Raw genomic sequence first — 13,407 nt, forward strand, 5'->3', positions numbered from 1 at the left:
TTTTCTGTTATTATTAGATATGTAGAAATTCAGTGTTTTTATATATTAAAGATAATAGTAAAAATATACAAAAATGTTTTGATTTATTTATTATTTTTTTCTGCAAAAATGCAACATCCAAGTTCATAAAGCGATTGACGGAGGTTTTCATCTTCAACATATTGAAGCATTTTCTTCACGTGTTGTTTATCTTTTTCATTGGCAATTGGCTCTGCCCTTAGCTGCTCAGTAAGAGTTGATACTTGCTTTTGTTCTATCTTAATACGGTCAATAGCGACATACCCAAAAAAACCATTAATTCGCTGAATCAATTCCTCTGTTTCATGGATCAATTTTAACGCAGTAAATCCTTCACATGCTATAACAAGTGTTGCAGGTTTAAAAATTTCATCTTGATTTGCACGACGTTTCCAAATAATTTTGAGTGGTATTGTGGATTCAGCAATATCATAGCCTACAATCTGCGACCAGTGTTCTATAAGCGCCATATTAAGCCCCGTCCGCCTGCGTAAAATCGGATCAAGCATACTGGACACTGTTTTAGAAAGAGAATAAAAATGGTGCTTTTGAGATGTCTTGCTCATTTCATATCAGATTATTACTAAATTATAACAATTTTTTCTTTGTATTTTATACCTTCCTATGATTGAAGACAATGATGCATGAAATTTCTTCGCGCCTTCTTTCTTGGTACGATCAAAATCATCGGCATTTGCCATGGCGTATTACCCCCAAAGAACAAATGGAAGGTATTCGCCCTGATCCTTACAAAGTTTGGCTATCTGAAATCATGCTTCAACAAACAACCGTTGAAACAGTTAAACCTTATTTTAAAAAATTTTTAAAGCTTTGGCCTAATCTTTCTTCCCTATCACAAGCATCACAAGATGATATTATGAAAGCATGGGCTGGTCTTGGCTATTATTCGCGGGCACGTAACCTTAAAAATTGTGCTCATCAACTTGTTGAAAACTATAAAGGTGAATTTCCTCAGTCTGTAAAAACATTACGTATTTTACCCGGTATCGGAGATTATACTGCAGCAGCTATTGCTGCAATTGCTTTTGAACACCCCGTAGCTGTTGTTGATGGTAATGTTGAGCGCATTATAACCCGTTTATTTGCTATTACTTCAGTATTACCTAAAGCAAAATCTGAAATAAAAGAAAAAACTCAAAAAATTACTGATTTAAATCGTCCTGGTGACTTTGCACAAGCCATGATGGATTTAGGTGCAACAATTTGTACACCACGTAAACCATCTTGTTTACTCTGCCCTCTTCAAAATCTATGCAAAGCAAAAAAAATGCATACAACAGAAGCATTTCCAGTTAAAGCCCCTAAAAAAGCACGGCCCTTCAAAACTGGCGTTGCTTTTGTAGTACTCAATAAAAATAAGCAAATTTACTTAGAAAAACAACAAAGTAACAGACTACTCAATGGAATGACCCAAATACCCAATCATATTGGAACAAATGGTGAAAATGAGCTCCAAAATGCACCTTTCCAAGCCAATTGGCAATTTAAAGGACAAGTTACACATATTTTTACTCATTTTTCTCTGAAATTCGATGTCTATTGTGTCGACAATATTAGCGAAACAAAACTTAAAAACGGCTGGTGGTGTGATATCCATGATCTTTCCAAAGAGGCACTTCCTACCGTTATGAAAAAAGCCATTTCTGTAGCAATCCCCAACTCTTTTAAACTAAAATAGCTTTGCTTGCGTAAAAGCTTTAGTATCTAATTAGTGCTAATTTATTGAGATTTGAAAGGCAAATAAATGTGATTTATTGCTCATACAATGCCAGTTTTTAACATTTGTGAACGAATTATCATTCTTAAATCATCAATTGATTTCAACTGACCATCTTCTTCATAATACCAAAATGTCCAGCCATTACAACTTTGTGAAGCTTGAGCTTTTCTTCCCATCATATGAATAGAGCCAGCTTCACCGCCATACATAATAGTACCATCAGCTTTTACAATAGCAGATACTCGTTTCTTCCGATCATAAAGAATCATTCCAGGATGTAACAAACCTGCCTCAAGTAAATTAGTAAATGCTACACGCGGTTCTGCTTTTTTATTTGCTAAAACTGTTAATTCCGATTCAGCTAGAGGCTTAACCATAGCAATTCTTTCATGCGCTGCATCAATGTAGCTTTGCTCGCGCTCAATACCCACAAAATTACGCCCTAAAAGTTTAGCAACAGCTCCTGTCGTTCCCGAACCAAAAAACGGATCAAGAATAATATCACCTGGCTTGCTAGAAGCCATAATAATACGTGCTAATAATGTTTGCGGCTTTTGTGTTGGATGTAACTTACGCCCTATTTCATCTTTTAAACGCTCAGCGCCTGTACAAAGAGGAAAAAGCCAATCTGAACGCATTTGTACATCTTCATTGGCAGCCTTTAATGCCTTATAATTAAATGTATATTTCTTATCTTTTTGATCACGCACAGCCCAAATAAGAGTCTCATGAGCATTTTGAAAGCGACGCCCACGAAAATTAGGCATAGGATTATTTTTGCGCCAAATGATATCATTGAGTAACCAAAAACCTAAATCCTGTAATGCCGTACCAACCCGGAAAATATTATGATAAGACCCTATAACCCAAAGCGTTCCATTGGGTTTTAATACGCGACGGCAAGCCAATAGCCATGCACGTGTAAAAGCATCATAAGCAGCAAAATTTTCAAATTGATCCCATGCATCATTAACCGCATCAACACGTGAATAATCTGGACGATATAATGTATTTTCTAACTGCAAATTATAAGGTGGATCTGCAAAAATCATATCAACCGAATGCTTAGGGAGCTTTTCCAGCATTGCAACACAATCACCTTTGAGGATTTTATTGCACCACTGTGTCTGTAAAGACGTACAAACCAGATCTTTTTGAAACTGAACAACTGTCATAAAATATTCAACAATACGGGCTGAGACTATCCTCTAGTCAAAATGATTTACGGATTTGATATTATGCCTTATATTTACAAAATAGAGTAAAAGGATCGTTAAACTATTTTAAAACTAATTGCCTTTTTTCTTTAAAATCGGATAAAATAATTTCACATCTATTAACTTTTATTTCCTTTTCTTCAGTGCATAGTTTAGACATTTCTTACCTTATTAAGTTAATAGGGCGTACCTTTCAAAATATACTTTTATAAAAAGGGATCCCTTTATATCGTTTTATTACAAGCTTTTAAGCCATAAATAAGGAATATCTTATGCCTCAAATCGACCTTATTATTTTTGATTGTGATGGAGTTTTGGTAGATTCTGAATATCTAGCAGCAGAAATTGGTGCGCAATTACTGACAGAAGCAGGATATGAAATATCACCTGAAGAATTAAGTGAACGCTACGCAGGGCTTATTTTTCGTGATATTCTTCAAAAAGTCGAACAGGAAACAAAAAAGCCAATTTCTGCTCGCCTTATAGATCAAATGTCAAACCTTTTTCGTGCACAAATAACAACTAAATTACGTGCCATTGACGGTATAAGAAAAGCAATAGAAACTATTAAACTTCGATACCCCTATTGTATCTGCTCTAATGCAATGAGCGCAGATATAAAACAGATGCTCATTGCCGTTAATCTCTATGATCTTTTTGAAAACAAAATATTTTCCGCACTCGAAGTTGGAACTCAAAAACCAAAACCTGCACCCGATATTTTTCTTTTTGCTGCACAAAAATTATGTGTACAACCACAAAATGTTATTGTTATAGAAGATTCTATTCATGGCGTACATGCAGCAAAAGCAGCGGGGATGCGCGTTGTTGGCTTTACGGGAGGATCGCACAGTTATCTTAGCCACTCCAATGCTCTTATAGATGCTGGAGCTGAAACAGTGATTACTAAACATGCACATTTACCGGAAGTTTTAGAAGCAATGGCAATATGGCAAGATTTATAATATAAAGATATCTTCAGGAAAAATTATCGTGATTTTTTCTTCAGTTTTAAAGAACGAGATAAAGTTATATAAATCACAATTAACAAAAAAATAAAATAGATACTTTGTTTATAAACTAGCATATTCTTTAATAATGAATATTTTATATTAGCACCTGAGTTCTATATTAACACCTGAAATTTTTAGCGTAATTTTCTCATTTTGCACAAAAATGAGCAACCGCACTTTCATTCATTGGATAATTTAAATATTATTAAAAAAGTAAAATATAAAAATTGCCTATTTGCTCAAAATAAATGAAAGCGAAGACTTATGAAATATATCAGTACAAGAGGCAAGGCTCCTGCTTTAAACTTTACTGACACAATTATGACGGGTCTAGCTAGTGATGGTGGTCTTTATCTTCCAGAAAAATTCCCTCAATTTTCACCTGATGCATTACGAGCGCTACGTGGTCAATCTTATGCTACAATTGCTAAAACCATTCTTTGGCCTTTTATAGATAATGAGATTGAGCGCACAACTTTTGAAAATATAATTACTGAATCTTATGCTGTTTTTCGCCATCCAGCAATCTGTCCATTGCAGCAAACCGGCCCCAATGAATTTATCCTTGAACTTTTCCACGGCCCTACTTTGGCATTTAAAGATGTCGCAATGCAATTTCTTGCTAGACTAATGGACTATATCCTGACTAAAAAAAATAAACGTGCAACAATCATTGGTGCTACATCAGGTGATACAGGCGGTGCTGCGATCCAAGCTTTTGCTGGGAGAGAGAACTCAGATATTTTTATTTTATTTCCTAAAGGGCACATATCATCAGTTCAGCAACGGCAAATAACCACTAATCACAGTGCTAATGTTCATGCTATAGCTATTCAAGGCAATTTTGATGACTGCCAAGCACTCGTCAAAGCAATGTTTAATGATCATAATTTTCGTCAAAAAACAGCGCTCTCAGGAATAAACTCTATAAACTGGGCGCGTATCATGGCGCAAATTGTTTATTATTTCTCATCTGCACTTTCCCTTGGAGCACCCGATAGATCTGTTTCATTTACCGTTCCCACTGGAAACTTTGGTGATATTTTTGCAGGTTATGTTGCTGCTCGTATGGGGCTACCTATTGCTCAATTGATTATAGCAACAAATGATAACGATATTCTTCATCGTGCATTAACCAGTGGTACTTACGAAATACGTCCTACAATACATACCACATCTCCTTCGATGGACATTCAAGTCTCTTCCAACTTTGAACGCTTATTATTTGAAAGTTGCAATCGTGATTCAGTATGGATTTGTAATGCAATGGAAAATTTGAACCAATCAGGCTGGTTTAACCTTGATAAAAAGCAACTTAAAAATATTCGTACTTTGTTTTCTGCTGGGAAAAGTAGTGTAACTGAAACAGCACAAACAATTAATAGTGTTTATAAAGAAAGTGGTTATCTGGTTGATCCACACACAGCAGTTGCACTGAAAGTAGCCCGAGAAAAAAAACAATCACCTATTCCAATGATCGTCCTTGCTACTGCTCACCCTGCTAAATTTCCTGATGCTATCCAAAACGCTTGTGGTATTAATGCGCCATGGCCATCTTGTCTAAATGATTTAATGCAGCGCGAAGAGCACTTTACAAGTCTTGCTAATGATGAAAAAATAGTCAAAGATTATATCTCTTTAAAATCGCGTACATCGCATTAGATGTTAACTGCGTCTATCCAAATCAAAAAATATGTAATGTCCTTATAATTGGGCATTTAGTTTGTTTAACGGAGTCATAAAGCATGGGTGTAGATATCAGCCGCCTTAGTAATGGTTTGACTATTGCCACGCATACAATGCAACAAATTGACAGTGTCGCACTTGGAATATGGGTTAAAGTTGGCTCACGTAACGAAACTTTTACACAACACGGCATTGCCCATCTCCTTGAACATATGGCTTTTAAAGGAACTGAAAACCGTACAGCCTTTAAAATTGCAGCTGATATTGAAGATGTTGGAGGGGAAATTAATGCCCATACCAGTATTGAAACAACTGCCTATTTTGCACGTGTACTTAAAGACGATATCCCGCTGGCTATCGATATTCTATCTGACATCATGATATGCTCAAAATTTGATGAAGACGAATTAGAGCGAGAAAAACAAGTGATTATTCAGGAAATTGGTGCTACCTATGATGTTCCGGATGATATTGTTTTTGATCATTTTACTGAAACAGCCTTTCGCCATCAGTCTCTTGGGCGCTCTATTTTAGGAACACCAAAGACAGTCCAATCATTTACGTCTGCTGACTTACATAGTTTTATGAATAAACACTACAGTGCAGACCGCATGATTGTAGTGGCTGCAGGAGCTGTGAATCATGAAAGCTTTTTGCGTGAGGTTGAAAGCCGTCTTAGTACTTTTCGCTCTCATTCAACGACCTCTTTTACCAACCTTGCCAATTATATCGGTGGTGACTTTCGTGAATACCGTGATTTAATGGATACACAAGTTGTTCTTGGTTTTGAAGGGCGCCCATATCATGCACGTGATTTCTATACAGCTCAGATTCTTTCAATTATTCTTGGAGGAGGCATGTCATCACGCTTATTTCAAGAAGTTAGAGAAAAACGTGGATTATGTTACTCTATTTATTCTTTTCACTGGGGGTTTTCAGATACTGGGCTTTTTGGTATCCATGCTGCTACCGGACAAGAAGGGCTAGAAACACTTTTGCCTGTCATTCTCGATGAACTTTCTAAAGCGAGTAAAAATATTCACGAAAGCGAACTTCAACGAGCGCGAGCACAATATCGTGCCAACTTCACAATATCACAAGAAAACCCATCTAGCCAAGCGCATCTTATTGCCCGCCAAATGCTTCTTTATGATCGACCAATTCCAATATCTGAAATGATTGAACGCTTAGAGCTTATTACCCCAAAACGACTAACTGAACTTGCCACTCACCTTTTTACCAACTCAAAACCAACATTAGCAGCTATTGGTCCTGTTGGCCGGCTTATAAACTTTGATGATTTAACATCAACTCTTTTGTCTAATATAACCGCTCCTTCTGAACGTAAATAAACTAAACAAAATCCTTTCCAAAACTTCAATTCATCGCCTTTGTAATGAATAAAGCAATTATATAAGTAGCTGATATTAACACCATCTACGCATTTTTGATTATAAAATCATCATACAAGAGTTTTACTCATTAAATAAGTTTTGGAAAGATGAATTTAAAAAGCGTGTAAAGCTACTCAACCAACGCTTCATGTGATAGAAAATAAACAAGCAAAGATATATTAGTGAAATCTTGAAAACCCATAGCTTAAGCTTGTCTTTTTAAAACATAAACACTCGTTTTAAGCCTCGTTTATAAGAATAGATATCTGGTTTATCTTTGTATAAAATATTCTTTTTTAAAGAAAATGATAGCTACCTCTTATAAAAATAAATTTTAAAAGATGAATGTATTTTCCCAAAAATATAATCTAAAATTAAACAGTCTAAAATACTGAAGAGTGAGACGTTGTGAAAAGTTTGCATCAGATAATCAATATTATCATTGTTATAATCATTAGCTTTTTTGTTCAACTGACATCAGCGCAAGCCATTGAGCCAATTAAAATTTCTCCTCAAGATACGGCTATTGATCTATCAAAAGCAATTGAAATTCACCACACAAACAACCCCATCTTTCAAACAAGTACTGCACCAGGACCAGATGGTATTATATGGCGTATTGAAGTACAGGCTAACAATGAAAATTTTTCTGGAAGCTGGGCAGTATTTGCCCTTGCAAACCCAACAGATGAACAGATAGACCGCCTTATTGTTGCACCTCACTATCGTATAGCTAATTCAGGCTTTTTTTGGCCAGATCTTGGATCAACGCGTATTCAATCTATCACTCCAAATGAAGGTTTTTCTCTTGACCGTCAAGCTAGTACAAATTCTGATATTTTTCGTATTACACTCAACCCTGGCGCTGTCATTACATTTGTTGCAGAACTTAACTCTGCAAATCTGCCAAAAATCTATTTATGGAAACCTGAAGCTTATAAAGATACAATCAATTCCTATACGCTCTATCATGGTATCCTCCTTGGTATATCGGGCCTTTTAGCACTCTTACTAACCGTTCTATTCGTTGTTCGTGGAACAGGTCTCTTTCCTGCAACAGCTGCTGTTGCTTGGGCAATTCTTTTCTATATTGGTATTGACTTCAATTTTTTGAATAAACTCTTTGCAATTACACCAACAATAGAGCCAATTTGGCGTGCTAGTACAGAAATTGCACTTGCAGCAACACTTTTCATTTTCCTTTTTACCTATTTATGTTTAAACCGCTGGCATTATCATTTTAGCTATGGAGCAATCATATGGATTATAGCTCTTTGTGGCTTGGGAACATTTGCTATTTATGATCCGACCAGAGCTGCTGGTATCGCACGCGTATCATTTGGTCTTACCACCATACTTGGTATTATCTTAATCAGTTATTTTTCAATCCGCCGCTATGATCGTGCAATTATGCTTATCCCAACATGGTTGCTCATCAGTCTCTGGTCTATTGCAGCTTTTGCCTGCATAGAAGGATATTTAGATAATGATATTATTCAACCAGCTCTAGCAGGAGGGTTGGTGCTTATTGTTCTTCTTATTAGCTTTACCATTATGCAACAAACTTTTTCCCATGATGCTTTCTATGAAGGAATTTTTTCTGACCTTGAACAACAAGCACTTGCAGCAAAAGGAGCTGGGAATATCATTTGGGATTGGGATGTGGAGCGTGATCGTATTGTTGTTCATCCGGATATGACGCCCCTCTTTGGTACTGAAGCACACAAACTTAATGGTACTATGAACGACTGGATTTCAGCCTTGCATCATGATGACCGTGAACACTTTCACGCCATGCTAGACATCATTCTTAAACACAAAAAAGGACGCATTGACCAAATTTTTCGACTTTCTTGCGGTGGTGGTCACTATCATTGGTTTTCACTTCGCGCGAGTCCAGCTATTGTTAAAAAAGATGGAAAAGTTACCCGTGTGATTGGAACCATTATCAATATTACCAACCACAAAAAAGCCGAAGAACGTTTACTACATAATGCAATTTATGACAACTTAACTGGTCTTCCTAACAAACAAATTTTTTTGGACAGATTACAGCATTATATCTCTCTTGCTAAAGTAAATATAAAAATTAAACCAACTGTTTTGATGATTGATTTCGACAATTTCCGTCAAATCAATCACAAGTTAGGTATAGCTGTTGGTGATACTGTACTCTTGATCATTGCACGACGTTTGAGCCGTCTTATTAATACCCAAGATACCTTAACTCGTCTTTTTGCAGATCGTTTTGCAATTATTTTACTTAGTGAAATTGAACCACAAAAAATTGCAGCATTTGTAAATCATCTGCACAAAACAATTTCAGCACCTATTTCACTTGCAGAACAAGAAATATCGCTTTCAACATCAATTGGACTGGTTACATGGAATGAATGTAGATTAAATGCTAAAGATATTTTCCATGATAGTGAACTGGCAATGATCCAAGCAAAACAAATGGGTGGTAATGATATTGTACCTTTTCGCCCAAATTTTCGTACTTTAGGCCTTAAACATAACAACATTGAACATGATATTCATTCTGCCATAAAGCATAATGAAATAAAAATTCTCTACCATCCTATTTTTAATCTATCAGATGGACAAATTATAGGTTTTGAAGCGATCGTAGAATGGCATCATCCATATCATGGAAATTTAAATGTCAATGATTTCATTAAAATCGTAGAAAGTGAACAGATCACTACAGATCTGGCACAATTTATCATTGATAATGCTATTGCTGATCTTATCAAGATAAAAAAGAAATGCGCTCAACAACCTTTCTTCATTTCAATCAATTTACCAAGTGTAGAAATGATTCACCCTAATTTTATAAGTCAATTGCGCTCTACCCTTCTTCGCAATCCACTTAATAAAGGGCACTTGATGATAGAGGTATCAGAATTTGTTTTGAGAAAAAATCCTGAACAATCAGCTCATTTCCTTGAGCAGGTTAAAGCACTAGGAATGAATCTGGCATTAGATCATTTTGGAACAGGCTATTCATCACTTGCTTATCTCGTTCGTTATCCATTTGACATGGTCAAATTAGACCGCTCATTTGTCTCTCTCGATTCACCTAAGAAAAAGCTTGTTCTTAAATCAATTATTAATATGGCTACTGATCTTAATTTACAGATTATTGCAGAAGGTGTTGAAGATGAAAAAGTGGCTCTCTTCTTGCGTCAAGAAGGCTGCAAATATATTCAAAGTACAATTATCACCAAACCAATCACTGCCGAAGAATTAATTACTCTTATTCAAAATCAATTTTCTTATAAAGATAAATCAGACTCATAGGCTTTTATAAAACCCAGAGAAGATAGAAAATACAGTTTATGCATGACCTATTTCAGAAACGAGATAAGTTGGGTTAATGCCCATGCGGGTAAAACTTTCATCGTACGTATTGCTTAAATCACTTTCAAAAATAAAACTAGGCGATGCAGAACTGATCAACCAACCATTCTCAGAAATTTCTGTTTCAAGCTGCCCTGCTTTCCACCCAGCGTAACCCAATGCTACCAGCGCATGTTGAGGGCCTTGTTCACAACTGATTGCTTTTAATATATCAATAGTTGCAGTAAGATAAATCTTGTCTGTAACAGAAATAGTTGCCTCACAAGTGTAATCACCCGAATGAAGTACAAAACCACGAGAAGGATCAACAGGCCCACCATAGCGCACTGGAAACTTTTTTATTGATTCAGAAAGATAACTTTTTTTTGCTTGCTCGATCACTCCAAGCTGAAGTAAAAGCTCAGGAAAATCAATGCTGTGCAATTGATTGAGAATAATTCCCATAGCACCAGAATTAGAATGAGCACAAACATAAATAACAGAACGGACAAAGCGTTTATCACTCATTCCGGGCATTGCTATGAGCAATTTTCCATTTAAAAATCCATCACGCTGCTTCATTAATTTGACATTTTCCATAATCTATATGTTAAACTTCAATTCAGGCAGTACAAGAAGAAAATAAAAACTAGATGAAAAAAATTCAAATATTTCTAAATTTACAAAGAATTTCAAATATCTTTTATAAAAAGTTTTTAATCATTTTTAGCTTAACATTTGTTCTTTTAAGCTCATCCAATTTCACCATTGCTGCTCAAAAAGAACAAGAACCACAACTTCTTGCGACACCTTGGTATGAATCAGAAGGTGGCAGCGTGAGATTGGCACTCACCAAACCTTCCCCTTCTGGAATAAGAAACGGTTTTATTGAAGTGATGCTTAAGCCAAAATGGAAAACCTATTGGCGCAATCCAGGAAACTCCGGTATGGCACCATTTTTTAACTTTAACCAACAAGTCTCTTATGAAATTTTTTATCCCATACCACAACTTTATGAAACAGAAAATGATTGGTCATTAGGCTATAAAAATAAAGTTATACTACCATTTAGTGTTTCTGATTCAAGTGAAAATCTTAGTGGCTCTTTAACCCTTGGACTGTGTGATGAAATCTGTATCCCTTTTACTGTTGACTTTGATTTTTCCTCATCCACTCAGAAAAATACATATCTCTCTCCATCTTTATTAAAGCATGCCCAAGCTGCTCTTCCTCGTGCAATGGATAATGAATTTATAATAAGTGCTGAAAAAGATAAAAATACCTTATTTATAAAAATACAAAATAATAGCAAAATCAAAATCTTATCTCTCTTTTTAGATGGAGGAGATATGCAAATTGGACCAGCAAAAAAAGTAAGCGATCATGAAGAATATACACTCTTTAGTGCACCTATATATTTTATGCCAGACGAGTTAAACCAAACAATTTTTTATGCAATTTCTTCTCAAAATCATGCCTTGAGCGGAACATTTATAATAAATACGCAATCAAATTCTACTGTCATTCCATAATACATTAGAAAGGCTATCTCATAAATTATGTAGAAAAACTCCCATTTTTGCGATATTCAGCAATTGCTTTACGCGCAAGAGCATCTGCGCGTTCATTATCTGGGTGGCCAGCATGCCCTTTTACCCAGTGCCATCTAACATCATGCCGAGAGCAAGCATCATCAAGAGCCCGCCATAATTCCACATTTTTAACAGGATCATTCGATGCAGTGCGCCAGTCATTCTTCTTCCAGCCTTTAAGCCACATAGATATTCCATTGCGCACATAGACTGAGTCTGTATAAAGATCAATCGAACAAGATTCTTTAAGGGCATTTAACGCACAAATTGCTGCCATAAGTTCCATTTGATTATTAGTCGTATATTCTTTTCCACCATACAGTTCACGCTCACGACCATTCCAGCGTAAAATTGCCCCCCATCCCCCAGGCCCAGGATTTCCAGAGCAAGCACCATCTGTATAAATTTCAATGACTTTTTTTCGATTGAACATAAAATCTAAAAACCCAATTCAGTCAACGAATCCACACTACTAAAAAAACTAAGTTTATGCCAATATTCCAACGGATCTTTTTTAACAACAAAACTACCAGCAGGTGTATTAAACCAATCATAAAGGCGTGTTAGTAAAAAACGCAAAGCTGCACCACGTGCCAATAAAAGAATTGCGTTTAATTCTAAAGGTATTAATGGCCTAATTTTTTGATAACTTTCTAATAATCCACGTGCTTTGACAAGATTATAAGAATAATCGCTTTCAAAACACCAAGCATTCAAACAAATCGCTAAATCGTAAACAAAAAAATCATTACAAGCAAAATAGAAATCTATAATACCAGAAAGACAATGGTCCAAAAAAAATACATTATCATTAAATAAATCAGCGTGAATAATGCCTGTTGGTAAATATAATGGCCAGTTTTTTTCTAAAAATGCTAACTCTGTATCAATTTTTTGTCCAAACTTTTGCAATAAAGTATCTTCTTTTGTTTGACAACTTGCCCACAATGGTCTCAAATCTACAATAGAAAGAGTATTTTTGCGGTTGGGTACAAAATCTTGCCCAGCCAAATGCAACTGTGCCAAACCAGTACCTACTTCACAACAATGATATACATCAGGCTTACGCACCCATGCCCCTTCCACAAAGGTAACAATAACAGCAGGGCGCTCTGCTAACTTACCAATTATTGTACCATCATTCTGCAGAACTGGCTGAGGACAAGGAATCCCACGCTGATGTAAATGCTGCATAAGACTACAAAAAAAGGGTAAATCACTTTCTGAAACGCGTTTTTCATAAAGTGTTAAAATAAACCTTCCTTTTGTTGTATAAAGTGTAAAATTTGAGTTTTCGATACCTTCTGCTATTCCCTGGTAAGATAGAAGACAACCTATTGAATAACACGTTAAAAATTCTTCCAAATCGCTCTGATGTACGTCAGTATGAACTGCCATTATTTT

The 13,407-nt window shown here is 35.8% G+C and carries 11 protein-coding genes; 6 read left to right on the plus strand and 5 right to left on the minus strand.

What is annotated here, in order from left to right; all coding sequences use genetic code 11:
- Positions 1–83: 83 nt before the first annotated feature.
- Positions 84–584, minus strand: coding sequence for a DUF721 domain-containing protein (locus GGR10_RS01870; RefSeq protein ID WP_078689523.1), 501 nt, complete (start codon positions 582–584; stop codon positions 84–86).
- Between the two features lie 74 nt (positions 585–658).
- Here GGR10_RS01870 and mutY point away from each other — a divergent pair, with 74 nt between their 5' ends.
- A complete protein-coding gene (mutY, locus tag GGR10_RS01875) occupies positions 659–1,717 on the plus strand; it encodes an A/G-specific adenine glycosylase (RefSeq protein WP_182479750.1) in 1,059 nt (352 codons plus the stop codon).
- A gap of 80 nt (positions 1,718–1,797) precedes the next feature.
- Here the strand turns inward: mutY and GGR10_RS01880 are convergent, their stop codons facing one another.
- On the minus strand, positions 1,798–2,934 hold the full coding sequence (locus tag GGR10_RS01880) for a site-specific DNA-methyltransferase (RefSeq protein ID WP_182479646.1): 1,137 nt from the start codon (positions 2,932–2,934) through the stop codon (positions 1,798–1,800).
- A gap of 314 nt (positions 2,935–3,248) precedes the next feature.
- Here GGR10_RS01880 and GGR10_RS01885 point away from each other — a divergent pair, with 314 nt between their 5' ends.
- From GGR10_RS01885 to GGR10_RS01900, 4 genes are all read left to right on the plus strand, one after another.
- The gene (locus GGR10_RS01885) at positions 3,249–3,941 is read left to right on the plus strand and encodes an HAD family hydrolase (RefSeq protein WP_182479647.1); all 693 of its coding nucleotides are present in this window, start codon (positions 3,249–3,251) and stop codon (positions 3,939–3,941) included.
- Between the two features lie 312 nt (positions 3,942–4,253).
- A complete protein-coding gene (gene thrC, locus GGR10_RS01890) occupies positions 4,254–5,651 on the plus strand; it encodes a threonine synthase (RefSeq protein ID WP_182479648.1) in 1,398 nt (465 codons plus the stop codon).
- A gap of 83 nt (positions 5,652–5,734) precedes the next feature.
- Positions 5,735–7,027: a M16 family metallopeptidase gene (locus GGR10_RS01895; protein ID WP_182479649.1), complete on the plus strand. Its 1,293-nt coding sequence runs from the start codon at positions 5,735–5,737 to the stop codon at positions 7,025–7,027.
- Positions 7,028–7,477: 450 nt separating this feature from the next.
- Positions 7,478–10,372: an EAL domain-containing protein gene (locus GGR10_RS01900; protein ID WP_182479650.1), complete on the plus strand. Its 2,895-nt coding sequence runs from the start codon at positions 7,478–7,480 to the stop codon at positions 10,370–10,372.
- A gap of 36 nt (positions 10,373–10,408) precedes the next feature.
- Here GGR10_RS01900 and GGR10_RS01905 read toward each other — a convergent pair whose 3' ends face one another.
- Entirely contained in the window at positions 10,409–10,993 is a 585-nt protein-coding gene (locus GGR10_RS01905; RefSeq protein WP_182479651.1) for a YqgE/AlgH family protein, read from the minus strand.
- Between the two features lie 71 nt (positions 10,994–11,064).
- Here GGR10_RS01905 and GGR10_RS01910 point away from each other — a divergent pair, with 71 nt between their 5' ends.
- Positions 11,065–11,943: a protein-disulfide reductase DsbD domain-containing protein gene (locus tag GGR10_RS01910; protein WP_182479652.1), complete on the plus strand. Its 879-nt coding sequence runs from the start codon at positions 11,065–11,067 to the stop codon at positions 11,941–11,943.
- Positions 11,944–11,968: 25 nt separating this feature from the next.
- On the opposite strand, the gene rnhA is transcribed toward GGR10_RS01910, so the two are convergent.
- Positions 11,969–12,436 carry a ribonuclease HI gene (rnhA, locus tag GGR10_RS01915; protein WP_182479653.1) on the minus strand — a complete coding sequence of 156 codons (468 nt, stop codon included), beginning with the start codon at positions 12,434–12,436 and terminating at the stop codon, positions 11,969–11,971.
- Between the two features lie 5 nt (positions 12,437–12,441).
- Positions 12,442–13,401, minus strand: a complete 960-nt coding sequence (locus GGR10_RS01920; RefSeq protein ID WP_182479654.1) for a homoserine kinase — start codon at positions 13,399–13,401, stop codon at positions 12,442–12,444.
- Positions 13,402–13,407: the final 6 nt, after the last annotated feature.

Origin of the sequence: Bartonella chomelii, assembly GCF_014138465.1 — a bacterium.
GTDB lineage: Bacteria > Pseudomonadota > Alphaproteobacteria > Rhizobiales > Rhizobiaceae > Bartonella > Bartonella schoenbuchensis.

Bases quoted from the DNA above. Each gene is read 5' to 3' on its own strand.
- GGR10_RS01870 (WP_078689523.1), bottom strand. From the start codon at position 584: ATGAGCAAGACATCTCAAAAGCACCATTTTTATTCTCTTTCTAAAACA.
- GGR10_RS01880 (WP_182479646.1), bottom strand. From the start codon at position 2,934: ATGACAGTTGTTCAGTTTCAAAAAGATCTGGTTTGTACGTCTTTACAG.
- rnhA (WP_182479653.1), bottom strand. From the start codon at position 12,436: ATGTTCAATCGAAAAAAAGTCATTGAAATTTATACAGATGGTGCTTGC.
- GGR10_RS01895 (WP_182479649.1), top strand. From the start codon at position 5,735: ATGGGTGTAGATATCAGCCGCCTTAGTAATGGTTTGACTATTGCCACG.
- GGR10_RS01885 (WP_182479647.1), top strand. From the start codon at position 3,249: ATGCCTCAAATCGACCTTATTATTTTTGATTGTGATGGAGTTTTGGTA.
- GGR10_RS01905 (WP_182479651.1), bottom strand. From the start codon at position 10,993: ATGAAGCAGCGTGATGGATTTTTAAATGGAAAATTGCTCATAGCAATG.
- mutY (WP_182479750.1), top strand. From the start codon at position 659: ATGCATGAAATTTCTTCGCGCCTTCTTTCTTGGTACGATCAAAATCAT.
- GGR10_RS01910 (WP_182479652.1), top strand. From the start codon at position 11,065: ATGAAAAAAATTCAAATATTTCTAAATTTACAAAGAATTTCAAATATC.
- GGR10_RS01920 (WP_182479654.1), bottom strand. From the start codon at position 13,401: ATGGCAGTTCATACTGACGTACATCAGAGCGATTTGGAAGAATTTTTA.
- thrC (WP_182479648.1), top strand. From the start codon at position 4,254: ATGAAATATATCAGTACAAGAGGCAAGGCTCCTGCTTTAAACTTTACT.